The organism is Paraburkholderia diazotrophica, from assembly GCF_038900755.1.
Lineage (GTDB): Bacteria > Pseudomonadota > Gammaproteobacteria > Burkholderiales > Burkholderiaceae > Paraburkholderia > Paraburkholderia diazotrophica_A.
The window spans coordinates 294,995-319,089 of sequence record NZ_JBBPEN010000006.1 but is presented as its reverse complement, the minus strand read 5'-3'; the positions used below and the strand labels follow the sequence as shown (position 1 = coordinate 319,089).

Here is a 24,095-nt window from a genome sequence, read left to right as displayed (position 1 = left end):
ACCACGCGCGGATGCGCCGCGCATCGTGAACTGCTGCTCGAAAGGCCCGGCCACAGGCCCACTCGCCAGCGCGTTGCTCGCGAAAGTTATCGTCGCTGCGAAAGCGGCAGCCATCGACGCAGCTCGCGCCACTCGATACAGATATCCCTGCATTTTCTTTGCTCCTGTCATTTCATCCGCCTGCGCGATGTCTGCATCGCAGCGTCCGCGCGATGCCGCGTCATTGCCCAGTCCCGCTTTCCATTGACACCATCGACAAAGTCGAAACACGTGCCTTCGTCGTCACAGGCGCAGCGCTCATCAACTGCAACAGCCGCCCGGCGCCGTCCGTCTGATCGGTCGTCGCGACATTCGATGCAACCGCTTCTTCGATCGCGGGCGCCGCGTAGCTCGTGCTGACCACAGGCGCCGCTTCGGCTGGCGGCTGGCTGTCGCCCGTGGATACGGTGGGCTTCGGCTGCCAGTCGTCCCACACCGACGTGCGCTTGACGACCTCTGTCGATACCTGCAACGGCGCGCTAGCCGCTGGCGCGAGCGTCGGGAAAACCGGCACGAACGCGACGGGCCTGATTGCACTTGCCGCAGCCACAGGTTGAGCCGGTGTCGCCGGCACCGCCTGGCGCGCGGCTTCCTGCGCGTTGGGCGCCACGCTCGCGGCAGGCGCACGTCCCGTGGACTGCGCACCGTCTGCCGCCGCGACCGGCTTGCTTTCGACGGCAACCGGCTTTTGCACGCCCGCCTGCTTCGACGCGCCATTCGATGCAATGCCGACATCACCGCATACACCCGTCGCGTGCGCATACGCGCCCCTGTCCTCGGACTTCGGCGGCAAGCGGTACGTGATCGCGCATGTCTGGTCCGCCTCGCCGCCCCACTTCGCGACGAGCGTCCCCTCGTCCGCGACGCCGCTCACGAACAGCTGGCTGTTCTGACCGATTGCACCGACGGCCTTGCCACTCCCGTCCGTGACCGTCGCGCCGAACGGCAACTGCGCGCCGTTGGGCAGACGCGTCGAAATAATCGCCGCGCGCCCGCTCGAAGTCGGGAAGCGCACCATCACGACCGAGTTCGCGCGCGGCGCAACCTGCTGGCTCGTGACTTTGAGTTCGACATCGAGCGGAATGCCCTTCGGATCGATATCGACCGTATTGAGCGTGTACGGCGACAGGTACGGCACGACCGCATAGCCACGGCTGTCGATGCGCACGCCCGGCGAATTCGTGACGCGCGCGCCCGCCGCGTCCTTCGCCTCGACGACAGCGATCGTGTCCCCAAGATAGTTCGCGAGCGTGAGGCCGCCCGGGTGCGCAACAACCGCCCCCTGAATGCCCGCCGACACCTGCGAGTAACCCGATCCGCCGCTGGCGCTTCCGGACACGGTCGCGAACGGTGCGCGGTACTGCGCATTGCCGCCGCCCGTTGTCGAGTTGTCCGAATGCGAGCCGAACACGCCATACGTGAACTGGTTGTCGGAGCCCGCCGCACCCGAGAGCATCGCCTGCTCCGACCAGCCGGCATTGCTGTCGCGCATGGCAGCCATCGTGAGCGATGGAGCGTGCTGCGATTTGCCGAGCGGCACGGACAGGCTCGCATACACCTGGTTGCTCACCTGCCCATACACGCCATTGGTCTGCCGCGACAACGACAGGTTGTAGGCAACGTTCGTATCGAGCACGCGCAGGAAGTTGTTGTAGCCAAGCTGGAACTGCGTCAGCGTGCCGTGACGGTTCCAGTAGTCCGACGTCGAGCCGACGGCATACAGGTTGCCGTACTTGTCGCCGAGGCTCTGGTTCAGCGTGATCTGAAGCTGATTGCGCTGATGATCGACGCGATTGGGATCCTGGCCCTGGTCCACCCAGCTACGGGCGACCATTGCGTCGCGCAGCGTCCAGAAACCGCTCGACGAATACCGATATGCCGCAACGGCGACGTTCGTGTTCGTCTCCGGCAAAAACTTGCTGAACCCGATGCGGAAGCTCTGCCCCGTCGTGGCCTGCGCGCGCGGAATATCCGACTGCGCTTCCGTGAAGTCGGCCGACAGCGCGCCGAGTGGCGTATTGAGCGCCGCGCCGACCAGTCCGGCGATGTAGCCGTCCGCGAGGATCGTCCCCGCGTAGCCCGTGACCATGTTGCTGAAGCCGTGCTGGATCGTGCCTTGCACGAGCGCCTTGTGACCCGACACGTCGGTGTCGCGCACCGCGCCGGCGACCACGTTGTAGCGGGTCGCGCCCGGCCTCAACAGCTGCGTCACCGATGCATACGGCACCGTGAAGCTGTGCTGGCTGCCGTCCGCCTCCGTCACGGTCACGACCAGGTTGCCGCCGTACCCCGTCGCATACAGGTCGTTGATTTCGAACGGGCCCGGCGCGACGACCGTTTCATATAGACGATTGCCGTTCTGCGTCACGGTCACGTGAGCGTTCGAAGTCGCGATGCCGCGAATGACGGGCGCGTAACCACGCATTGAATCGGGCAGCATGCGATCGTCGGTGACGAGTTGCACACCCTCGACGCCAATGCTGTCGAACACCGCGCCATCCGTATAGGAATCGCCGAGAATCAGCTGGCTCTTCCACGACGGAATGTCGTGCTGCAGATACGTCGCGATGTTCTGATACTTCGTGCCTTGTCCCGTGGTCTGCTGGATCGAAGACTGCTGGCGCAGATGCCAGCTGCCGACATTGATGCCCGCCGTCAGGCCAAGAAAGGACTGCGTGCCCGAATAGCCGTGCCCCGAATAGTGGAACGTGTTGGCGTTATAGCCGAGCGTTGCCGACGTGACGCCCTCATCCCAAAGCTCGGGGCTCACGTACCCTTGCGGATTGCGCAGCACGATTGCCTGAGGCAGGCTCACGTCGAGGCGCAGCTCGGACATGTCGAACTGGTACGTCGCGCTATCCGAGATACCCGACAGGCTCGCGCACTGCCCGGCCACGGCATTTGCAACCTCCGCTCGCGCGGAATCGGGAAGCGCTTCGATGTTGAGGCCGAAATGCTGCAGCAAAGACTTGTCGAAACAGGGCACCGCACTGTCCCGGCCGTCTTGCGCAATGAAGCGCACCGTGCTTTTTCCCGCCCAGTTGCCGTTCACATAGACGTCGACGGGAAAATCGCCGGCCGGCGCGGGAGTGCCACGTTCGAAGCGGGAAACATCGAGACTTTGCCCGCGCGGCTTCATCAACAACTCGTCGTTGAAATGAACGTCCGCAACCGTCATCGTTTGCGCGTGGCCCGCCATGGGAACCCAGGCCGCAAGCGCGCCGAGCACCAATGCGTGACTACGCCTGAGCGCGGGGCGATTCAGATCGCAGGCAAAAACACTCTTATCGTTGAAGCGCATATCAAGGATCGCAGTTCGTGTGGTACGGATGCGCTGCGCGCAGACACCCAGCGCGGTGCCGGATGGCAGACGCGTCGAGTCCCGATGACGTGTAATGAAAATCAGTGCTCGGTATGTGCGAGGTACTTCCCGCTCACGCCCGCGCCGTAATCGTCGACAAAGCGATAGTCCACTTCGGTCGGCACTGCGCCTGGCGGCGGCGTGTTGCCGACATCGAACTCGGCAGTCGCACCGGGGTCGACCATGCCACCCGTCTGATTCGTCCATTTCGACGAGCCGACTGTCGCCGTCATATTCGTGAACGTCACGTGATACGGTGTCGGGTTCGTGGCCTGCAACGCGTATCCGCCGTTGTGACCGGGCACGAACTTCCATGTCACCTGCGCGGGCGCTTCGCGAGCGTTACCCGGCAATCCCGCGGGGCGGAAGAAGAACTTGATGCGCGAGCGGAACGCGAGTTGCAGCATGTTCTTATCCGTATTCGTGTCGCTCGGAGGCACTTCCAGCACGTTGAGCCAGAAGAGCGTCTCCTTGTCCTGCGCGAGGGGCTCGTGCGTGTAGACGACACGCAGCGTCTGCCCTTTCTTCGAATCGAGACGAAAGAGCGGCGGTGCGAGCGTGAAGGGCACCTTGGTATCCTGGGGCAACGTCCGGGGATCGCCATCGTCCAGCCACGCTTGCACGAGCGCAGGCAGACTGCCTTCGTTGGTGAGCTTGACGGTGACTTCCCGCTCGTCCGACGGATAGATCACACGCGTTCCGTTGATGACGACACTCGCCTGCGCGCCAGCCATACAAAGCGCCAACGCAACCGCCGTCAACCCCGTTATCAGTTTGTTCCGCACTGCCATTTCACTTCGCTCGCTTGACTTCGCGAACCGTGGTTCGCAATGAAATCCGTCGCGGCCACCCTTGCATGAACGGTGGCCGCATGATCGCGTATCTCGACCTGAATCGTCGAACGATTACTGGTAGACGATCGTGTACTGCGACGTGGTCTGGACCGAACCGGCACCCGCTGCGCCGCCCTTTGCCACGTATTGCGCGATGTACGACAGGGTTGCGCTGCCCGAGGCGATCGAGGCCATCTTCACGTTCTGCGTGGTAGCGCCCTGACCCAGATTGATCTTGCTGGTGTTGGCGTTCAGCAGGCCCACTTCAACGTTCGCTGCCGTGCCCGTCGAGTTGATCAACTGCCCCGTCGTCGTATCGACCGTCGCGCCCGGCTCGAAGTACACGCCCGCGCTGCCCGATGCCGGCGTGCAGTTCGTCAGTGCAATCGTGAACGGCGTACGCATCGCCCATTCCGTGTCCTGGGTGAGCGACGACACCGACACCGTCGGCAGCGACACGGTGAAGTTGTTGCCTTGACCATTGCCGCTGATCTGGCATGTCGTCGCCGTGATGTTGCCGTTGAACGTAATCGTTCCGTCATAGGCGAACGCAGCCGTCGGCAGCGCGGCACCTGCAGCGATAGCCATCGCGATCAGTAATCCTGATTTTTTTACTTTCATGTCTTTCTCACAAATAGAATCGGGGAGCATCAAACTGTTGGACGGTCCCGTTCACGACCAGAAAGTGCCGCGAACCGTCCAACGAAATTATGCTGATCGTTGATGCATTTCGGTATCGGATTTCTTCGAAATTTCTAGCGATTGCGATAGAACCAGATCACTCGCGTATATTTTCGTCATCCTTACGACATATGTTTGATTCGTCGGCACACTGCGATATAGAATCCGCGTCACTTCAGAACTGCTGACAAGTCATCATCGATCAGCAGGTCTTCATCTCAAATCTTCCGCATGCAGCGGCCGCAGGACCCGCGCCGCCCTAATATCATGAACGCCACACGCGAGTTCAGGATTGCCGTTGCCGATGACCACCCGGTGATCCGACATGCCGTCATCAATGCGCTAAGCAACCTTCCCGGCTTTACCGTCAACGCAGCCGTGAAGTCGGGAATGGAGTTGCTGGAGAAGCTGTCCAGCGGCCACTGGGACCTGATCGTCACGGACTTTTCGATGGACAGCACGCAGCGCGACAGCGACGGACTCGCCCTGATCGCTCGCCTGCGCAGGCAATGCCCGCGCATTCCCATCGTCGTGTTCACGATGCTGAACAACGACGACACGCTGATCCGGCTCTCCCGCTCCGGTGTGGCCGGCATTGTCGACAAGACCGAGGGGATCGCGGAATTTCAGGCCGCGGTACGCGAAGTGACCAGCCATCGCCGGCCCTACTTTTCGCAGAAGATCCGCGAACGCCTGTTGAGTCGCATGGGTGGCGACGCGCTGCAAAGCGGCAAGCCGACGCTGACGAAGAAGGAACTGGAGGTGATACGTCACTTCGCGTCGGGTGCATCGCTGACCGACATCGCGCGGCAGGTGAACCGGTCGATCTCGACAGTCGCCACGCAAAAGAGTACGGCGATGAAAAAGCTCCGCCTGGAGACGAACGCCGATCTCGTCAAATACGCGCACGAGCACGGCCTCGCCTGATGCGTGACGCATAACTCGCCGCGCTCACGACGTGCGCAGCAAAGAAAAAGGCCGCTCGCGTCGCGCGAGCGGCCTTTCTTCCATCGAGCAGACTGAAACGCGTCAGAAATTGAAGTTGTCGATGTTGTTCGCGTCGAAGGTGGTCGGCGGTCCGAGAATGATCTCGCCTTGCGGGCCGATCGTACGCTTGCCGAGCTTGCCCGCGTCGAACGATTCACCCTCTTTGCCTGTGATCGCGCCCGACGCGAGACTGGCCGCCGCGTAGGCCGCGAGATAGCCCAGCTGGCCCGGGTCCCACAGCTGGAACGCCTTCACGGTGCCGTTCTTGACGAACGCGCGCATCTGGTTCGGCGTGCCGAGTCCCGTGACGGCGACCTTCCCCTTGCTCGACGACGACGAAATGTACCGCGCCGCCGCCGCGATGCCCACCGACGTCGGCGCGACGATCGCCTTCAGGTTTGGATACGCCTGCAACAGCCCTTGCGTCTCGACGAACGACTTCTGGTCGTCGTCGTTGCCGTACGCGATCTTGACGAGCTTCATCTTCGAGTATTCGGGCTTCTTCAGTTCCTCCTGCATCCACTTGATCCACGTGTTCTGGTTCGTCGCGTTCGGCGTCGCGGACAGGATCGCAAACTCGCCCTCGCCGCCCATCAGCTTCGACACCAGCTGGATCTGACCGCGCCCGATGCTCTCCGCGTTCGCCTGATTCACGAACAGCTGGCGGCCTTCGGGCGCCGTATCGGAGTCGAACGTCACGACCTTGATGCCTTGCGACATCGCCTTCTTCAGATACGGCACGAGCGCATTCGCGTCGTTCGCCGCGATCACGATTGCGTCCTGGCGCTGCGTCGTCAGCGTGTTGATGTACGACACCTGCGACGAAGCGCCCGCGTCCGACGGTCCCACCACCTTGCCCGCGCCGTTGAATTCCTTGATCGCGGCCATGCCGCCGTCGTCGGCGATCACTTCGTACGGGTTGTTGATCTGCTTCGGCACGAACGCGATCTTCAGGCCGGATTTGATGCCGGCCGCGCCCGCCGCAGCGCTGATGCCCAGCAAGGCCGCGCAGAGCATCAGCGCTCCCGCGTGACGCAGTGGTCTGTTCATGTGTTGTCTCCTGGTGGTGGATCGGACTTGTGCTGTCCGGGTTTGTCGATTGAACACGTTGCCCGTCTGACGCTTCTTCTGCCTTCTTCTGCTTTCTTCTATGGAATGGCCTTCGTTTGCGCGGCAATCAGCTTGCGGTCGCGCATCGCGCGCCAGCGCGCGACCACGTTCGGAATCAGCACCGATGCGAGCAGCAGCGCGCCCGTCACGATGGTCAGCGTTTCGCTGGAGACGTCGTCGAGCGTTAACGCGTTCTTCAGCACGCCGATGATCAGCAGCGACAGCAGCACGCCGACCATCGATCCGCGGCCGCCGAAAATGCTCACGCCGCCGAACAGCACGGCCGCGATCACCGACAGCTCGAAGCCCTCGCCGTTGTCGCCGCGCGCGCTCGTGAAGCGCAGCGTGTAGACGATGCCCGCGAGCGCGCTCACCAGCCCCGACAATACGAAGAGACGCAGCCGCACTTTCGCGACCTCGATGCCCGAGAACGCGGCCGCCGTCGAGTTTGCGCCGATCGCATAGAGGCTGCGGCCGAACGCCGTCGCCTGCAACAGCACGGTGAACAGCACGGCGCACACGATGACGATCACGAACGGCAGCGGAATGAAGGTGCCGCCGAGCGTGTCCATCCCGAACGCCGTATAGCCCGCCGGAAAATCCGCGACGGCCTGATCTCCGAGCAGCACGTACGCGAGGCCGCGAAACAGTGCGAGCGTGCCGATCGTCACCGCGAGCGATGGCAGATTCAGCTTCACGATCACGAGCCCGTTCAGCAGCCCGGCAATCGCGCCGAAAAGCAGCACGAGCGCGATCACGACGGGCATCGGCAGCCCCATGTGCCACAGCACGCCCATCAGTGCGCTCGACGCGCCGAGCACCGACGCGACGGACAGATCGATTTCCGCCGCGACGATGATCAGCGTCATCGGCAGCGCCATCAGCGCGATCTCGGTCAGATCGGCGAGCACGTTGCTGAGATTCGCGCCCGTCAGAAACACGGGCGACAGCGCGCGCCCGAGCCCGAGCGACGCGATCAGCACGATGACGAGCAACGTCTCCCAGCGCAGCGGCGTTTCGCGCTTGCGCGTGAGCAGCGCGGAATCGGGTTTAGCCATGATCGCGTTTCCTCATCATGCGTTTGGCGACGGAGCGGGCGAGCAGCGTATCGGCGGCGATGGCCGCGACGATCAGCGCGCCTTCGATCGCCTGCTCCCAGAACGGCGACACGTGCAGCACGACGAGTGCGATGCTGATCACGCCGAGCACCAGCGCACCCAGCGTCGCGCCGAGTATCGTGCCGACGCCGCCCGTGATCGCGACGCTGCCGACCACGGCGGCCGCCACGACCTGAAGCTCGATGCCTTTCGCGGTGCTCGCGTCGACGGTGCCGAAGCGCGCGAGCCACAACGCGCCTGCAAAACCTGCGATCGCGCCCGACAGCAGAAAGCCCGACATCACGCGCCGCTCGACGTTGACGCCCGCGAGCCGCGCCGCCTCGGGGTTCGAGCCGATCGCGTAATGCTCGCGTCCCGCGCGGAAATGCTTCAGATAGAACGACAGCGCGAGCAGTACCACGGCGGCGATCAGCGCAAGCGTCGGAATGCCGAGCAGCGTGCCCGTCGCGAGACGCGAGTACGCATCGGGGAGGCTCGTCGCGTTGATCTGGCCGCCGTGCACCCACGCGTAGTCGGCGCCACGAAAGATGTAGAGCGTCGACAGCGTCGCGACGAGCGACGGCACGCGCCCCACTGCGATCAGCAGCGCGTTGATGCCGCCCGCAATCAGCCCGATCGCGACGCCCGCGACGAGCGCAACGAGCACGGGCATGTGCGGGAACGCGACGTAGAGGCTGCCGACGGCATACGCGCTGATCCCGACCGTCGAGCCGACGGACAGATCGATATGCCGCATCAGGATCACGACCGTCATGCCTGCCGTGAGCAAACTGATGATCGACACATTGAGCAGCACGTCGCGCAGATTCTGCAGATTCACGAACTGCGGCCGCGCGAGCGACGTGCCGAGTATCAGCAGGATCAGCACGATGAAGAGCGTCGTCTCGCGGCTCTTCGCGATTGTCGAGACGAAGCCGCCACGACCCGTGCTCGCGTGTTGCAGTGGCGCGTGCCCGATGGGCGCCGCGTGCGAAGAAGTATGTGAAGCAGTCGAATGCCGGATCATGCTGCGCGCCCCAGTATTGCCGCCGATTGTCCGAGCGCGGCGCTCATGATGCGCTCTTCACTCGCGTCGGCGCGCGAGATCTCCGCGCTGATGCGGCCTTCGTGCATCACCAGCACGCGGTCAGCCATGCCGAGCACTTCGGGCAGCTCGCTCGAAATCATCAGCACGGCCATGCCTTCCTGCACGAGCTCGGACAGCGCGCCATACACTTCGGCCTTGGCGCCGACGTCGATACCGCGCGTCGGCTCGTCGATGATCAGCACTTTCGGGCCCGTCGCGAGCCACTTGCCGAGCACCACTTTCTGCTGATTGCCGCCCGACAGCGTGCCGACGGGCGCGGACGGATCGCTTGCCTTCAGTCGCAGCCGCGTGCCCCAGCGCGTCGCGAGCTGCGTTTCGCTGCGCGCCGAAATCAGCCCGTGGCGCACGAGGCGTCCGAGCACCGTCATCGACGCATTGCGCGCGATGCTCAGTTCGAGCGCGAGCCCTTGCTGACGCCGGTCTTCCGGTACGAGCGCGAGCCCCGCGCGAACGGCCGCGGCGGGATTGCCCGTCTTCAGACGCTTGCCCGCGATATGCACGTCGCCCGAATCGATGGGATCGATGCCGAAGATCGCGCGCGCCACTTCGCTGCGGCCCGCGCCGACGAGCCCCGCGAGCGCGACGATTTCGCCCGCGCGCACGTCGAACGACACGTCCTTGAACACGCCGATGCGCGTCAGGTTGCGCACCGACAACCGCACGTCGCCGGGCTTCACGTCCGCCTTCGGGTAGAACGTTTCCAGATCGCGCCCGACCATCTTCGCGACAACCGATTCCGTCGTCATCTCCGACGTCGGCGCATCGAATACTTTCGCGCCGTCGCGCATGATCGTCACGTGCTGCGTCAGCGCGAACACTTCATCGAGCCGATGCGTGATGAACAGAATCGCAACGTCGCGCTCGCGCAGCTTGCGCACGATAGCAAAGAGCCGCTCGACTTCGGGCAGCGAGAGCGCGGCTGTCGGCTCGTCCATGATCAGCACGTTCGCGTTCAGCGACAGCGCCTTCGCGATCTCGATCACCTGCTGGTCGGCGATCGACAGCCCGCGCACGAGGCGATCCGCGCGCAGATCGACGCCGAGCGACGCGAGCAGGCTATCGACTTCGCGGCGCATCGCGTCGTGCTGGATGCGCCCGAAGCGATCGACAGGCTGCCGTCCCATGAAGATGTTCTCGGCGATCGACAGATCGAAGAACAGCGTCGGCTCCTGATAGATGACGGCGAGCCCTGCGTCGCGCGCTTCGGCGGGTGTCGCGAAGCGGCGCTCGATGCCGTCGATGCGAAGCTCGCCCGTATCCGGCTGATGCACGCCCGCGAGAATCTTCACGAGCGTGGACTTGCCCGCGCCGTTTTCTCCGAGCAGCGCGTGCACTTCGCCGGGCCATAGTACGAGTTCGCCGTCCGACAGCGCGCGCACGCGTCCAAACGATTTGCTCGCGTGCCGCAGTTCCAGCCTCGGCACTTCCTGAGTGTGTTGCTGCACCGTCTCCTCCTTGATGCTGCGACCGCGTGTTGTCGGATGCTTCGATGCGCCGATGCGTCAGATGCGATAGAGCCGTTCGGCGTTGTGCATGAAGAGCGCGTCCTTTTCCGCGTCGCTCGCTGCGCCGACGATCGACGCATACGCGCGCCACAGGTCGCCATATGCGCCGAACTGCCGGTCCACCGGGAAGTTCGACGCGAACATCGCGCGCTCGACGCCGAACGTATCGATGGTTTCGAGCACATAAGGGCGCAGGCTTTCCACTGTCCACTGATGATCGAACATCGCGAGCCCGCTGATTTTCACCGCGACGTTCGGGCATTGCGCGAGCGCTCGCATCCCTTCACGCCACGCGCGATAGCCGGCGACGCTATTGCGGTCGACGAACATGCCCGCGTGGTTCACGATGAACTGCGTGTCGTGATGCATTTTCGCGAGCGCGGCCGCTTCCTCCATCTGCGACGGATAGAGCTGCATGTCGAACGACATGCCGTGTCGGCGCAGCAGCCCGAAGTTTTCGCGCCACGGCGCTTCGCGCATGAAATGACGGCCGACGTAGTCATACAGCTTGTCGTGGTGCACGTTGAGGATCTGCCGCACGCCGCGCGTGTTGGCGAAAGCCGCATGTCCTTCGAGTATCTGCGCGGCGTTCTTCGCCGACAGGTCGACACCCGCGACGATGCCGTTCGGCATCGAACGCGAGCCCGGCGCCTGGGCCACCGATTGCAGCCAGCGCGTTTCCTCGACGGGATCGGCGGGATCGTGATTCGCCTCGACGTGCACGCATTTGAGCAACTCGATACCGGCTGCATCGTTCAGCAGGTCGGCGATCAGATAATCGTGCTTCAGATCGCGCGCATCGCCGGCGAACGACACGCCCGGATTGGCGAGCCACGGGTAGTGATGCGTCTTCAGATCCCACAGATGGATGTGCGGGTCGACAACTTTCATGGCGCGTCCTTCGTCGCCGGCGCATGTGCGCGGCGAGCGTCGCGAATCAGTTGAAGGGATGCTTCAATTCAAATACAGGAACGAGCGGCGCTTGCAACGGAGTGTGGTCGGGCGCCGTCTGCATGATATCGGCCATGTAATCCCACCATTTGCGCATCACGGGGAGATCGGGAAGGCGCTCCATCGAATGATCGGCGGTGCGCGTCAGGATCGCGAACAGATGCTGCGTGCCTTCGTCGAGAAAGATGCGGTAGTCGCGCACGCCCGCCTGATGCAGTGCATCGACGAGTTCAGGCCAGATCTCCCGATGCCGGCGCTCGTACTCGTCGCGCATGCCGGGGTTCAGCACCATCCGGAAAGCGATTGTCTCCATGCCGGGCGTGTCTCCACTCTTGTTCGTTTATACGCTGCGCTCTCTGAGGAAGCGTCTCGATGCGACTATAATTCGGGCGTCGATAGCATCTCAATCCGTTGTTGGGATTGGGCGATACGCAAACCGAATCGCTGACTGTCCCATACTGCCGACCTTTCATGAGCCAGAACGCCGCCACCGTCGCCCTCGTCAACCGGCTCAAGTTCAAGCATCTTGCGCTGCTCGTCGCTCTCGACGACGCGCGCAACGTCCATCAGGCCGCCGACGCGATCAACGTCGCGCAGCCGAGCGCGAGCCGCATGCTCGGCGACATCGAAGAAGCGCTCGGCTTTCTGCTGTTCGAACGCAACGCGCGCGGCATGCAGCCGACGCCGCTCGGGGTCGTCACGCTTGCCTATGCGAGGCGCGCGCTCGCGGACCTCACGCGCTTTGCCGAAGACCTCGATATGAAACGCAAAGGCGGCCACGGGCAGTTGACCGTCGGCGCGATCATGGGCGCCGCGCCCGATCTGCTCGCGATGGCCGTTGCCGCGCTGAAAACCGAAAGGCCGCTGCTGCATGTGTGCATTCTCGGCGAAACGAGCGATCAGGTCGTGCAGTTGCTGCATCGCCGCGAAATCGATCTGGCGCTCGGACGTCTGACCGATCCGCTGCAGCACAACGACTTCGGCTTCGAGCCGCTCGCGCGCGAGACGCTCGTGCTGGTCGTGCGCGCGGTGCATCCGCTCGCGAAGCGCGCGTCGATCACGCTGCCCGAGCTGATGGCCTGGCCGTGGGTCGCGCAACCGATCACGAGTCCGGCGCGCATCCTGTTCGAAGAAGAGCTGGCGCGCGCGGGTCTTGGCACGCCCGCGAACCTGACGGAATGCGCGTCGATCTTTGCGACGCTGCAACTGCTCGAAAACTACGACGCCGTCGCGATGCTGCCGGAGTCCGTCGTGCGCGATCACGTGCGCGGCAAGCTGCTGGTCGCGCTTCCTGTTGAGATCGGCAAGAGCCTTGCGGGTTTTGGCATCCTTACGCGGAAGGATGAAGCGCTGGCAGAACCGGCGCAGCGCTTCGTCGAACTGCTGAGGGTGCATTCGCATCGGCTGGCGGGTGGGGAGACCCTGACAGTTTGAGTTTTTTTGTTGTCTGCGACGCTGTTCGTTTTTTGCCCTTGTCGCGGGCATCTGCGAATGCGGTTTATGTCTGCGACGGTTTTTGTTTTTTTGGTCTTTATGGCTTGCTGCCGGCATCCGCGATTGCGTTGGTTTTCTTTGCCCTTCGCGGGCATCCGCGTTTGCGTTGGTTTTCTTTGCCCTTCGCGGGCATCCGCGATGCGCCTCGCGGCGCGGGCGTTGCCCCTGTGCGGGGCGGCACCTACTTTTCTTTGCCGCCGCAAAGAAAAGTAGGCAAAAGAAAGCGGGCTAACACCGCCCGCGATTGTCGTTTACCCACGGGCTCTCAACGGCCCCGTGTTTCGAGTTGCAGCGTTCTGGCTTCTGTTGGTCGCCAACGCGCTAGCTAACGCCTCACCCGCTTCATACACTTTTGGCATGGCTAAAGATATCAAATGGTCCGGCGCCGCACGTCGGTAGTGAATATGGGTTGTTGTGTCGTACAGGGCAACGTTCTCGCCTGCGGCCGTATCGTGTAGCAAGGGTGTCCTGTGTGGTGCGAATGCCTACACACAGTTTGCCGCAAAGGGGCCGGGGATATTCGATGTCGTGGGCTGCGACGCGGGTGCATGAAGCGGGTGGTGCATCCGATCGATGCGCTGGCAACGCGCATCGGCCAGTACGTTGCCGTATGAAGGATGGGGCCGTTGAGAGCCCGTGGGTAATCGTCAAGCGCGGGCGGTGTTAGCCCGCTTTCTTTTGCCTACTTTTCTTTGCGGCGGCAAAGAAAAGTAGGTGCCGCCCCGCACAGGGGCAACACCCGCGCCGCGAGGCGCATCGCGGATGCCCGCGAAGGGCAAGGCAACCAAACGCATTGCGGATGCCCGCGAAGGGCAAAGAAAACCACCGCAAACGCGGATGCCGGCAGCCAGCCGTAAAAACCAAAACAAACCGGTCGCAGACAAAAGCAACCCGCTATTGCAGATTAACAAAAAGCCCCCCATCGACAAGCAGCGCCGCTCCCGTCACATACCTCGCGCGGTCCGACGCGAGAAACACCACGCAATCGGCCACATCTTCCGGAGCCCCTAAACGCCCCAGCGGAATGCGCTTCTCGAAGTACGCTTTCTTTGCTTCGTCAGCGAGATCCTCGGCGTTCAGATCGGTCGCGATCGTGCCGGGCATCACCGAATTGCAACGGATGCCATAAGGCCCGAGCGCAATCGCGCACGACTGCATCAGCGAATGGACGCCCGCCTTGGTCGGCGTGTAATGCGTCTGCATGCCGCCGCCGACAAGCGCGCTGATCGAGCTGGTCGCGACGATCGCGCCGCCCGTGCCCTGCGCCTTCATCTGCCGCGCGGCCGCCTGCGTGACGAAGAACGCGCCGTTCAGATTCACGGCGACAGTGGTTTCGAGCACGTCGGCGGGCATGTCGAGAAATGCATGGAACGGGCAGATGCCCGCGTTGCTCGCGAGCACGTCCACCTTGCCGAACGCGTCGACAGTCCGGCGCACGAGCTCGGGGCCCGTCTCCTTCGCTGCGACGTTGCCTTCGACGGCGATCACGCGCCGCCCCAACGCCTCGATCTCGCCGACCACTTCTTCGACAGCGGAACGCCGGTTATACGACGCGTCGTTGTCGCCCCAATAGTTGATCGCCACATCGGCGCCCTCTTTCGCGCACGCCACCGCGATCGCACGACCGATGCCCCGCGAACCGCCCGTGACGATCACCGCTTTGTCTTCCAGCAGCACGTGCCTCTCCTTCAATCGACGTGTGGATCAATGCTGATAAGGCCGCTCGAGCTTGCACTCGGGATTCAGGCGCACGCCGAAGCCCGGCGTATCGGGCACCTTCATGCGGCCGTTGACGGGGACGGGCTCGTCGAGCAGCAGCGGCGTGAACATCGGCACGACCTGATCGGCCTTCGGTGCCATCATCAGAAACTCGGCGAACGGCGAGTTGTGGCGCGTGACGACGAAGTGATAGCTGTACACCGACGAGCCGTGGGGCACGACCATCACGTTGTGCGCATCGGCGAGCGCGGAAATCTTGATCAGCTCGGTGATGCCGCCGCACCAGCCCACGTCCGGCTGAATCAGATCGCAGCAGTTCATCTCGAGCAGCATCCGGAAACCCCAGCGCGTCGCTTCGTGCTCGCCCGTCGATACCATCATGCCGCGCGGCACATTGCGGCGCAGTTCGGCGTAACCCCAGTAGTCGTCGGGCGGCAGCGCTTCTTCTATCCACTTCAGTCCATGTTCGTGCGCGGCCTTCGCGAGCTTCGTTGCGTAGGTGACGTCGAGGCTCATCCAGCAGTCGTACATCAACCAGAAGTCGCTGCCGACGCGGCTGCGCATGTCCGCGAGCTTGTCGATGTTCTGCTTCAGGCCCGCTTCGCCTTCGGCGGGACCGTGCTGCAACGGCAGCTTGCCGCCGATGAACCCCATCTGCTTCGCGAGATCGGGCCGCGCGCCCGTCGCATAGAACTGAAGCTCGTCGCGCACCGGGCCGCCCAATAGCTGATACACGGGCTCCTTGCGCACTTTCGCGAGCAGATCCCACAGCGCGAGATCGACGCCCGAAATCGTGTTGAGCACGATCCCTTTGCGTCCGTAGTAGAGCGTCGAGAAGTACATCTGATCCCACATCTTCTCGATGTCGGTGACGAGCCGCCCTTCGAGAAAGCGCGCAAGATGCTTCTCGACGATGAACGCGCCGATCTCGCCGCCCGTCGTCACCGCGAAGCCGACCGTGCCGTCGCTCGCTTCGATTTCGACGACCAGCGTGCCCAGCACGTTGATGCCGAACGACTGCCGGCTTTGCCGGTACTCGGGGTAACGCGCCATCGGCGTCGAGATGTGGTCGTCGATCCAGTGTCCGTCGGCCTGGTCGTGATAGTCCGCGCCGCCGCCGCGGACAACGAAGGCACGCACGTGCCGGATAGTGGGCATCGCCATGTTCTAGAGCTCCGTTCGTGGTTTGCGCGCGCCCTTGTGTCAGCGGACGCGGTGAATGGGTTGCGAGAAAGCGGGCGTTTCGCGCGCGACGCGAAGGCGAACCGCCGTGCCGATCAGCAATGCGGCGAAGAGGCTCGCCGCACCCAGCAACAGCAGCCCCGCCGACGTCGACTGGAACGCATGCTCGGCGCTCGTGCGCAGCGTCGGCGCGATGAAGCCGCCCAGGCTGCCGAGCGAATTGATCAGCGCGATGCCGCCCGCCGCCGCCGCGCCTGTCAGATAGCGCGTCGGGAACGTCCAGAAGAGCGGCTGCGCGGCGATGAAGCCGCTTGCCGCGCAGCACAGCGCCAGCAACGCGACGAGCGGACTATGCGCGAGACCCGACACGCCGATGCCGCAACCCGCGAGCACGAGCAGCGCGACGGCCCAGCTTCGGTGTGCGCCCGTGCGATCGGCGCGGCGCGGCACAATCCAGGTCAGCGCGAGCGAGCAGATCCACGGCACGGCCGCGACGAGACCGACGCGCAAGCCCACCGATTCGCCCATCAGCGCGGCCACTTGCTGCGGAAGATAGAAGATCACGCCATAGACGCTCATCTGGATCAGCAGATAGATCGCCGACAGCAGCAGAACGCGCCTGTCCACCAGCGCCGCAGCGATGTTGCGCGGGCCATGCGCGGCAGCGGCGCGGGCGTCGTCGTCGAGCGCCGCGCTCAAGGTTTTGCGTGCCGCGGGCGTGAGCCACGTGGCGTCGTCGGGCCGGTCGTCGAGATAGAAGAACGCCCACACGCCGACGATCGACGCGAGCCCGCCCTCGATCAGGAACAGCCACTGCCAGCCCGCGAGGCCCAGCACGCCATGCAGATCGAGCAGCAGACCTGACAGCGGACTGCCGAACATGAACGCGAGCGGCGCGCCGAAATAGAACACGCCGACGGCACGTCCGCGCGCCGCTTGCGGAAACCAGCGCGTGAGGTAATAGATGACGCCGGGAAAGAAGCCGGCTTCCGCGACGCCCAGCAGGAAGCGCAGCGTGTAGAAGGCCGTCGCCGTATGCGCGAGACTCATCGCCGCCGACACGATGCCCCATGTCACCATGATCCGGCACATCCACAGCCGCGCGCCGACGCGATACAGCAGCAGATTGCTCGGCACCTCGAAGAGCGCATAGCCGACGAAGAACACGCCCGCGCCGAACGCAAACGCCGCGTTGGAAATGCCCGTGTCGTGCTGCAACGCTTTTTGCGCAAAGCCGATATTCGCGCGGTCCAGAAACGCGAGCACATACATCAGCAGCAGGAACGGCAACAGCCGCCGCATGACCTGGCCAACGATGCCATCGATGGATTCGGGTGGGGTCCGGCTCATCGTGTCTCCTGGTGTTTCCTTAAGCGCGCGAGCGAGCGCGCGGGCGGCATGCGTGTGCCGCTGTTGTTCTTCGTGAAGCGACGGCGTGTTGCCGCGCGGCACGCTCAATACGTCGCGCGGCCGCCCGACAGATCGAACACCGCGCCCGTGCTGAACGCGCAGTCTTCCGACGACAGCCACAGAATCAGCGATGCCGCCTCTTCAGGCAGCAGGAAGCGGTTCATCGGTATCTTCGAGAGCATGTAGTCGATGTGCTGCTGCGACATCGAATCGAAGATTTCTGTTTTCGCGGCAGCGGGCGTGACGGCATTGACGAGAATGTTCTTCGTCGCGAGTTCCTTGCCGAGCGATTTGGTGAGGCCGATCAGGCCCGCCTTCGACGCGCTGTAGTGCGACGCGTTCGGATTGCCCTCCTTGGCGGCCACCGATGCGATATTGACGATGCGCCCGTAGCCCTGCTTCAGCATCTGCGGAACGACGGCGCGGCACACGAGATAAGGGCCGATCAGATTGACGTCGATCACCTGCCGCCATACACCCGGGTCGAGTTCCCATGTCGTGCCGTTGCCGCCCGTGATGCCCGCGCAGTTGATCAGCACGTCGATCGCGCCGTGCGCGGCGAGCGTCTTGCTGACGGCTGCATCGATCTCGGCTTCTTTCGTTTGATCGACGGTGACGGCGGAGACCTTGCCGGGTTCGCCGACGATTTCGCCAAGCTCGCGCTCGCTGCGCGCGAGCCGTTCGCCGTCCCGGTCCCACAGCGAGACGCTCGCGCCCGAGTGCAGCGCGCGCTGCGCAACCGCATAGCCGATACCCCGCGCGCCGCCCGTGATGACGACGACACGGCCCTCCAGATCGATACGATTCATGCCTGCGCTCCTCCTTTGCTTCGATGCTCGGTCTCGACGGGCCGCGCATTCTTCGTTGTGGGTCCGTGGTCAGTGACGGCCCTCGGTGTACGCAATATAAATCGGTGCCCGATACGGGAACAATCCGAGGTTTGGATGGGGTGATAACAAAAGCGGATCGCGCGGCGGACGGCGCGTTGGACTGATATCGAAGCCAAAAAAACACCGCCGATGCGCATCGATGACCTAACCTGATTGAACGTGCCGCCGCTGGCCACATGCGCCACATGCGCCGCGTACGCCACATGCGCCGCATCCCGCGAACGATCGACCCGTCCCTATCCGCCGAGGAGCATCGTCATGACCACTGCCACCGCCGAGCAGGCGACCGCCTTCGTGACGGGCGCCGTTCTGCCCGACCAGCGCCGGCGCGGCGCCGATCCCGGCGCGTCGAATCCGCCGCCGGCGTTCGACGCGAGCAAGGACCAGGCGATCGTCGCGGGCTCGGGCGTCGTGTCGTTCAAGTCGGGGGTTCCGGCGAACCGGCGCCAGGCCGTCGCGGACTCGCTGTTGCTCGCGCAACTGATCCTCAAGCACCAGGGGGTTTCGCCCGACGACACGCAGAACTGGTATCGCGGCTATGGCGGCGTGCTGTCGAATCTCGGATGGCGCGTCGAGAGTTGCGAGATGACCGACTATGTATCCGGCGACGCGGGACTCGACGTGCACGAAGCGATCACGGCCGTCGCGGCGCTGCTGCTCGGGCCGGGCGCCATCGCCGCCGCGCCGCTGATCGATGCGACGCTCAAGGCGCTGCGTTCGATGGATACGTCGACGCCGTGGATCACGCTGTTCAATCGCGAAAGCCGCCGCGCGAACACGGCGAGCTTCCAGATCGCGCTCGCCGAGCCGACGGAAGCGGGCGACCTCAGCGTATCGCTGATGGCGTTTTCGCTGGCGGCGAGCATGACGATCACGCAAGTGCTGTTCGTCAAGGTGCAGAACAACGAGGCGAACCTCAAGCGCTTCTCGACGACGGCGCAGATCAACCTGTCGGTGCTCGATTCCGTTCAGGCGACGTTGCAACAGAAGGTGGCGAGCTTCACGAGCGGCTATCTGAGCGCGCTGCCCGATCTGTCGTGACGTTACATGCGCCAAGAACGCTCACGCCGACGGTTGCGGCGACTGGTCCTCATGCACCCATTGCCTGAGCGTGTCGAGCAACTGCGAAGCGGCCGTTTTCTCGCTGTCTGCGATAGCCGGCTGCTTCGCGTACCGGTAAAGCACGAAATCGTATTGATCGAGCACCGAACTCCAGTTGCTTCTCGACGGCACGCGCGTGTGCAGATCGACGAAATCCGCGCGGATCGCGGCAAAGCTCGCTTCCAGTTGCTTCGCTGCGAGGCTTTCGTAGATCCGCAGCTCCGTCATCGCCGAGATGTTCCAGAAGTCCGGTTCCACGTGTGCGCACTGCTCGAGCATGTGCCTGAGCCTGTCGACGGACGCCGCGTCGAATCCATCCGCTGACGGCGCGCCCATGCCCAGCATCAGTTCGGCCGCGAGCCGGTTGATCAGCGGGTAGAACGTCGCGGCATCGCCTTGCGCGTCGCCGAGCTGCTCCGCTTCCCGATACAGCGCGAGCATCTTGCCGATCGCCGCCGACTCCGCCGCTTCGTCGCCCGCGATCCGCTCGACGAGCGCGATCCGCTTGTACGCCGCCGCGCAAATGCTCAAGCGGTCGACCGTGCGGCGCACGTCGAGGAGCGACTGAAGCAGCGCGATGCTGTTGCCAACCTGGGCGCGCGCGGCGCCGATATCGGCTGCGGATATGACGCTCTGGCCCTGCGCCGCCTTCGCCTTCAGCGTCGTCCACGCGAGCCGAGCCTGCAAATTCGCGAGCTGATCGGTCGCGGCGAACGTCGTGTGGCCGTCGCCCGCGCGCACGGCCCGCTCGTACCACTCGACCGCTTTCTCTTCGATCCCCCACGCGGCCCATGCCCTGCCGAACGCCTCGGCGACGTCGCCCTGCGCACCCCAGCGCGAGCCGAAATGCTCGTCGAGATAGCGCAGCCGGTCCGGCGAGCCCGACGCGTCGAAGCGCGCGCTCGTCTCCAGTTCGTCGAGCGCGAGGATCAGCGACACGGACGACGCGATGCCCGCATAGCGGTCCTCGGCCGTGCGCTCGCGCGCGCCCACGTTGCCCGATGCCGGTTCGAGCGTCCAGTTCGCGTCGCCGTAGCACTGGTACGCGGCCCACGTGTTGCCGCCGCATAGCCAGGCCGCGTCGCGCGCGACGGCGACGGCATCGAGAAAGCGCTCGCCTTCGAGAATCTGCCGGTAGAAAGTGGTCGCGAACTGTTGCGCGGGCTCATCGTCGACGGCCCAGCCCGACGCGATCACGCACTTCACGCCGATCCGGATCAGCGCCTCGGCGACGTTCGCGGCATAGCGCGGCCTGTCGTAGACGGACACGTTCGCGGCCTTCAGCAACTGGTCGCCGCTGCGCGCGGCGAGATAGCAGCAGTTCACGAACACGAGCTCGGGCGTGCGCTGCAACATGCCGATTTCGCGCGGCCCGAGAAAGATGCCGTCCGACAGCACGACGCCGCGCAGGCGGTCGTCGCCGGGATCGACGGGGTTTGCGTCGTCGGCGGGCGGCTCGCCGTGTCCCGAGATGTGCAGCACGCGCCAGTCGCGTTCGAGCAGCGTGCTGATCACGTTGCGCGCATCCGGTCCGCGTTCGTCGTCCGACGCGGCGACGAGCCCCGTCACGCGCGCCGCGCCGATCTTCTCGCGCAACAGGGTCGCGATCGCCTGCGCTTCGTGCCGCGCGCCCGGCAGCGCCGGATAGCGCGGATCGTTGCAGTACGGCTCGCCGATCACAAGAATCTGCGCATCGCGCGGCGCATCGTCGACGCGATGCCGAAAGTCGCCGATGCGCAGCTTGCGCAGCAGCTTCGCGCGTATCGCCCATGGCCGCGGCGAATCGGCGTTGCGCTGCGGCGTGTTCCCGGACGTGTCGAGCATTTCCCACGGAATGCCCGCCGTGCCGCTGTCGACTTCGATCTGCATCTCGGATCCGCCCGCGAGAAACGGCCGCATTTCGCGCGGAACGATCAGCTGATAGAGCACCTGGCCGATATTGGCGTCGTCGTTGTCGGCGCTCGACGCCGCCTTCACGAGTTGCGCAAGCAGACGCCCTTGCGTCGCCGTCGCGCGAACTTCCGTGCGTGCGCGGCGCGTGTCGAGCGTGTAGACGATGTTGGTGTCACCCGACGCATCGATCTGCGTGACGGCGCTGATCAGATCGTAGTCGGCGCCGCGATAGCTGCTGTCGAGAGGCCGCAGCAGCGCGCCCGTCGACGGCAGGATCGCGTCGTCGATCTCGTAGCACTCAGGGCTCGCCTGTTCGAGCAGCTTCAGCGAGCGCCACGCTTCCGCCGAGCGGTCGAGGTACAGCTCGATCAGCCGCAGGTGTCGAACGCACGGCCAGTCGGTGCTCGCAAGCCGCAGGTTCGCGTCGCGCACCCCTTCGGCGACGAGCCGCGCCGCCTGGCCGGGCGCGATGCCCGTGCCGCCGCTGCCGATCAGCGTCGCCGCGAGCGAGAACGGCTCCGCGCATTGCGCCTCGTTCTCGGCCAGTCGCTGCGCCCACGCGATCACGCCGAGGCGCACGGTCGTCGCGAGATCGCTCGCGCGAAGCTGGCCCTCGCTGCCCAGACCGACGACGATCAGCCCCGCAGGCCGCGGCAGGCGAAACGGATGCGGCGAACGGAAGCCCGCGTTGACGAACACCTGCTGGCTGCCGAGATGCTGCGGATAGCGCCCGAGACGGATCGACGTGCTCAACGCGCCGCCGATCAGATCGTCGACGACGCGCTCGACGCCCGTCAGCGACGCATCGCGGTAATGCCCGATCAGCAGCGGCTCCTGGATGAACTGCAGATTGCCGTTGATGACACTGATCTTCAGCCGCGTGTCGGCGGCAGCAGCGGGTGCGCGCTCTTGCGGCAGTCCCGCGAGCACGTCGGGCGGCACGGCCCCTTCGATGTTTTGCACGCTTCACTCCATCGGGCCCGTCGTTGCGCGAACCCGCCGCGGTTCGCCGACAGCGGACGTGTCAGCTGCTCAATCCCTGTTCGAACAACAGCGCCTCCAGCTCGCGGCGGCGCACGAGGCCCTGCATGTTCGGCTGGTTCTGCCACAGCCGCTTCATCGCGCGAAACTGCGCCGGAATATCGGCGAGATTGCCGCTGGCGACATCGGCCGCGATTGCGCGCATTTCGGTGTACCGGTCGCCCGCCGCCGCAAACGACGCGCCGCGGTTGTAGACGAGCGAGACCAGAGCGCCGAGGCAATCGGGTTTCAGCTGATCGGCTTTGGGCAATACGGCAATCGTCTGCGCAATCGTGCGTTGCAGCGTCACCTGTCTGAATACGGTATTCGCCGCCGCGAACGGCACGTTCACGGACTTCACGTCCGCGAGCGCCTGTTGCGCGGCCGTGCCCTTGAGCCCGCATACGCGCGCGAGCAGCGCGATGTCGGCGGCCGCTAGTTGCGCGGCGTTCCAGTCGGACGTCATGCGTTGGGCGTCCACGTAGCCGAGGTCGTAGCCGACGCCGATCGTGCAGCCAGATTGCCCTTGCGGCCAGACGGGGTGCATGTAAAGCCGGTTGTACACGGCCTCGCTCGTAACCTCGAAGGCGACGATCAGCTCGACGGCCCGGTCGGAGATCGCGGGCAATGCCGCGCGGCGCACGGGCAGCGTGACGGGATGCTCCGCGTCGTACGCCTGGCGCTCTTCGTTGCCCGCTGTATCCGCGAGCAGATCGGGCAAGCTGAGGGTTTGCGCAAGCAGCGTGTCGAACGCATTCATGGCGAGGCTCCCGATGAGCGCGAGAAGAGCGCGAAAAATCCGGCGCGTGCGCGCCAGCGCGTCTGCACCTGAGAGATCGGCAGGCTTGCCCAGGCTTCAATGAGCATAGCAAAGAGGGCTGACTTGCCAAGGTGAGTTTGCGGATTTTGCGCGATGCCGAACAGAACGCGGCGTGCGAAGGCTGATAGGGCGTCCGAAGTCGGCTTTCGACTGGCCGTTTATGGCGATCATGGCGCGCGGGAAATGAACCTCGCGCGTCACGTTCCCGGCTCGTCCGTAAGCGCATGGATATCGATGATTCGCACATCGCCGTGAGCCGCACGCACCGCACTCGCCAGATGCGCGGTGCCGCCCGGCCCGTCGCCGGGCTGGCCGTCCCACACGCATACGAACGTGAACGCGCGCGCGCCGATCCGCCTCGCTTCCGACAGCATCAGCAGATTGTTGCGCGTGAATGGATCGGCGCCCGGCGGCAGCGGACCGGGCACGTCGTCCGCAACGATGCAGGTCGCCGTTTCCGTGACGCGCCGATAAAGCTCGACCCATCGCTCGCCGCCGATCGCGACGGAGCGCTCGATGAACGCTCGCTCGTCGAAAGGCAGGTGAATGCGCAACGTCATATGCCGTTCGAGCGCCGCGACGGCGAACAGCAGATCGCTCCCGCACGCGGCGCCGCACAGCCCGATATCCGCGCCGCCAGCGCGTAACGCGTCCAGTTCGCCGCCGATCGCCTGCGCGACGCGCGGCACGAGCCTCGCCGGAAAACGTTCGATGAGCCGCCCCGGCGCATCGATCATATGGCCGGAGAAAAGCACGACCTGGTCTGCAACATCCGCCGTCATTCGATTCGACCTCCCGGGACAGCGCGCATTCGGTACGGCCTTGCGCGAGTGCATCGGACGCATTGAACACAACGGACATATCCCGCGCCACGCGCGCATCGGACCAGAAAGC

General features: G+C 64.6%; 19 protein-coding genes. 3 read left to right on the top strand and 16 right to left on the bottom strand.

What is annotated here, in order from left to right; genetic code table 11:
* Positions 1–220: 220 nt before the first annotated feature.
* The 3 genes from AABE10_RS21005 to AABE10_RS20995 form a co-directional block, all read right to left on the bottom strand.
* Positions 221–3,340: a fimbria/pilus outer membrane usher protein gene (locus tag AABE10_RS21005; RefSeq protein WP_342935168.1), complete on the bottom strand. Its 3,120-nt coding sequence runs from the start codon at positions 3,338–3,340 to the stop codon at positions 221–223.
* Positions 3,341–3,441: 101 nt separating this feature from the next.
* Positions 3,442–4,134: a fimbrial biogenesis chaperone gene (locus tag AABE10_RS21000; RefSeq protein WP_342935167.1), complete on the bottom strand. Its 693-nt coding sequence runs from the start codon at positions 4,132–4,134 to the stop codon at positions 3,442–3,444.
* Positions 4,135–4,305: 171 nt separating this feature from the next.
* Positions 4,306–4,821: a fimbrial protein gene (locus AABE10_RS20995; protein ID WP_342935166.1), complete on the bottom strand. Its 516-nt coding sequence runs from the start codon at positions 4,819–4,821 to the stop codon at positions 4,306–4,308.
* 360 nt (positions 4,822–5,181) lie between these two features.
* Here AABE10_RS20995 and AABE10_RS20990 point away from each other — a divergent pair, with 360 nt between their 5' ends.
* A complete protein-coding gene (locus AABE10_RS20990) occupies positions 5,182–5,841 on the top strand; it encodes a response regulator transcription factor (protein WP_342935165.1) in 660 nt (219 codons plus the stop codon).
* A 102-nt stretch (positions 5,842–5,943) separates the two neighbouring features.
* Here the strand turns inward: AABE10_RS20990 and rhaS are convergent, their stop codons facing one another.
* From rhaS to AABE10_RS20960, 6 genes are all read right to left on the bottom strand, one after another.
* Complete coding sequence (gene rhaS, locus AABE10_RS20985) at positions 5,944–6,951, bottom strand: rhamnose ABC transporter substrate-binding protein (RefSeq protein WP_087739263.1); 1,008 nt, start codon at positions 6,949–6,951, stop codon at positions 5,944–5,946.
* A gap of 98 nt (positions 6,952–7,049) precedes the next feature.
* Positions 7,050–8,069: an ABC transporter permease gene (locus AABE10_RS20980; protein ID WP_342935164.1), complete on the bottom strand. Its 1,020-nt coding sequence runs from the start codon at positions 8,067–8,069 to the stop codon at positions 7,050–7,052.
* Positions 8,062–9,135 (bottom strand): ABC transporter permease, encoded by a 1,074-nt coding sequence (locus tag AABE10_RS20975; protein WP_342935163.1) that lies wholly within the window; start codon positions 9,133–9,135, stop codon positions 8,062–8,064. The genes AABE10_RS20980 and AABE10_RS20975 overlap by 8 nt, the downstream gene beginning before the upstream one ends.
* Positions 9,132–10,661, bottom strand: coding sequence for a sugar ABC transporter ATP-binding protein (locus AABE10_RS20970; RefSeq protein ID WP_342935162.1), 1,530 nt, complete (start codon positions 10,659–10,661; stop codon positions 9,132–9,134). Before AABE10_RS20970 ends, AABE10_RS20975 begins: the two co-directional genes overlap by 4 nt.
* Before the next feature lie 57 nt (positions 10,662–10,718).
* Positions 10,719–11,612: an amidohydrolase family protein gene (locus AABE10_RS20965; RefSeq protein WP_342935161.1), complete on the bottom strand. Its 894-nt coding sequence runs from the start codon at positions 11,610–11,612 to the stop codon at positions 10,719–10,721.
* A gap of 46 nt (positions 11,613–11,658) precedes the next feature.
* Positions 11,659–11,985 carry an L-rhamnose mutarotase gene (locus AABE10_RS20960; protein WP_342935160.1) on the bottom strand — a complete coding sequence of 109 codons (327 nt, stop codon included), beginning with the start codon at positions 11,983–11,985 and terminating at the stop codon, positions 11,659–11,661.
* Positions 11,986–12,143: 158 nt separating this feature from the next.
* Between AABE10_RS20960 and AABE10_RS20955 the strand changes: the two genes are divergently transcribed.
* Positions 12,144–13,106 (top strand): LysR family transcriptional regulator, encoded by a 963-nt coding sequence (locus AABE10_RS20955; protein WP_342935159.1) that lies wholly within the window; start codon positions 12,144–12,146, stop codon positions 13,104–13,106.
* Positions 13,107–14,060: 954 nt separating this feature from the next.
* Here AABE10_RS20955 and AABE10_RS20950 read toward each other — a convergent pair.
* The 4 genes from AABE10_RS20950 to AABE10_RS20935 all read right to left on the bottom strand — a co-directional run bounded on the left by AABE10_RS20950 (position 14,061) and on the right by AABE10_RS20935 (position 18,286).
* Complete coding sequence (locus AABE10_RS20950; RefSeq protein ID WP_342935158.1) at positions 14,061–14,843, bottom strand: SDR family NAD(P)-dependent oxidoreductase; 783 nt, start codon at positions 14,841–14,843, stop codon at positions 14,061–14,063.
* Positions 14,844–14,870: 27 nt separating this feature from the next.
* A complete protein-coding gene (rhmD, locus tag AABE10_RS20945) occupies positions 14,871–16,049 on the bottom strand; it encodes an L-rhamnonate dehydratase (RefSeq protein WP_342935157.1) in 1,179 nt (392 codons plus the stop codon).
* Positions 16,050–16,088: 39 nt separating this feature from the next.
* Positions 16,089–17,417, bottom strand: coding sequence for an MFS transporter (locus tag AABE10_RS20940; RefSeq protein WP_342935156.1), 1,329 nt, complete (start codon positions 17,415–17,417; stop codon positions 16,089–16,091).
* A 104-nt stretch (positions 17,418–17,521) separates the two neighbouring features.
* A complete protein-coding gene (locus AABE10_RS20935; RefSeq protein WP_342935155.1) occupies positions 17,522–18,286 on the bottom strand; it encodes an SDR family NAD(P)-dependent oxidoreductase in 765 nt (254 codons plus the stop codon).
* A 339-nt stretch (positions 18,287–18,625) separates the two neighbouring features.
* Between AABE10_RS20935 and AABE10_RS20930 the strand changes: the two genes are divergently transcribed.
* A complete protein-coding gene (locus tag AABE10_RS20930; protein WP_342935154.1) occupies positions 18,626–19,408 on the top strand; it encodes a hypothetical protein in 783 nt (260 codons plus the stop codon).
* A gap of 21 nt (positions 19,409–19,429) precedes the next feature.
* Here the strand turns inward: AABE10_RS20930 and AABE10_RS20925 are convergent, their stop codons facing one another.
* The 3 genes from AABE10_RS20925 to AABE10_RS20915 form a co-directional block, all read right to left on the bottom strand.
* The gene (locus AABE10_RS20925) at positions 19,430–22,324 is read right to left on the bottom strand and encodes a CHAT domain-containing protein (RefSeq protein ID WP_342935153.1); all 2,895 of its coding nucleotides are present in this window, start codon (positions 22,322–22,324) and stop codon (positions 19,430–19,432) included.
* Positions 22,325–22,385: 61 nt separating this feature from the next.
* Positions 22,386–23,141 carry a glycoside hydrolase family protein gene (locus tag AABE10_RS20920; protein WP_342935152.1) on the bottom strand — a complete coding sequence of 252 codons (756 nt, stop codon included), beginning with the start codon at positions 23,139–23,141 and terminating at the stop codon, positions 22,386–22,388.
* Positions 23,142–23,398: 257 nt separating this feature from the next.
* Positions 23,399–23,983: a hypothetical protein gene (locus AABE10_RS20915; RefSeq protein WP_342935151.1), complete on the bottom strand. Its 585-nt coding sequence runs from the start codon at positions 23,981–23,983 to the stop codon at positions 23,399–23,401.
* Positions 23,984–24,095 lie beyond the last annotated feature (112 nt).

Excerpts from the sequence above, each read along its gene's own strand:
- rhmD (WP_342935157.1), bottom strand. The coding sequence starts at position 16,049 with ATGGCGATGCCCACTATCCGGCACGTGCGTGCCTTCGTTGTCCGCGGC.
- AABE10_RS20965 (WP_342935161.1), bottom strand. The coding sequence starts at position 11,612 with ATGAAAGTTGTCGACCCGCACATCCATCTGTGGGATCTGAAGACGCAT.
- AABE10_RS20940 (WP_342935156.1), bottom strand. The coding sequence starts at position 17,417 with ATGAGCCGGACCCCACCCGAATCCATCGATGGCATCGTTGGCCAGGTC.
- AABE10_RS20920 (WP_342935152.1), bottom strand. The coding sequence starts at position 23,141 with ATGAATGCGTTCGACACGCTGCTTGCGCAAACCCTCAGCTTGCCCGAT.
- AABE10_RS21000 (WP_342935167.1), bottom strand. The coding sequence starts at position 4,134 with ATGGCTGGCGCGCAGGCGAGTGTCGTCATCAACGGAACGCGTGTGATC.
- AABE10_RS21005 (WP_342935168.1), bottom strand. The coding sequence starts at position 3,340 with ATGCGCTTCAACGATAAGAGTGTTTTTGCCTGCGATCTGAATCGCCCC.
- AABE10_RS20955 (WP_342935159.1), top strand. The coding sequence starts at position 12,144 with ATGAGCCAGAACGCCGCCACCGTCGCCCTCGTCAACCGGCTCAAGTTC.
- AABE10_RS20975 (WP_342935163.1), bottom strand. The coding sequence starts at position 9,135 with ATGATCCGGCATTCGACTGCTTCACATACTTCTTCGCACGCGGCGCCC.
- AABE10_RS20980 (WP_342935164.1), bottom strand. The coding sequence starts at position 8,069 with ATGGCTAAACCCGATTCCGCGCTGCTCACGCGCAAGCGCGAAACGCCG.
- AABE10_RS20960 (WP_342935160.1), bottom strand. The coding sequence starts at position 11,985 with ATGGAGACAATCGCTTTCCGGATGGTGCTGAACCCCGGCATGCGCGAC.
- AABE10_RS20995 (WP_342935166.1), bottom strand. The coding sequence starts at position 4,821 with ATGGCTATCGCTGCAGGTGCCGCGCTGCCGACGGCTGCGTTCGCCTAT.
- AABE10_RS20915 (WP_342935151.1), bottom strand. The coding sequence starts at position 23,983 with ATGACGGCGGATGTTGCAGACCAGGTCGTGCTTTTCTCCGGCCATATG.
- rhaS (WP_087739263.1), bottom strand. The coding sequence starts at position 6,951 with ATGAACAGACCACTGCGTCACGCGGGAGCGCTGATGCTCTGCGCGGCC.
- AABE10_RS20935 (WP_342935155.1), bottom strand. The coding sequence starts at position 18,286 with ATGAATCGTATCGATCTGGAGGGCCGTGTCGTCGTCATCACGGGCGGC.
- AABE10_RS20930 (WP_342935154.1), top strand. The coding sequence starts at position 18,626 with ATGACCACTGCCACCGCCGAGCAGGCGACCGCCTTCGTGACGGGCGCC.
- AABE10_RS20990 (WP_342935165.1), top strand. The coding sequence starts at position 5,182 with ATGAACGCCACACGCGAGTTCAGGATTGCCGTTGCCGATGACCACCCG.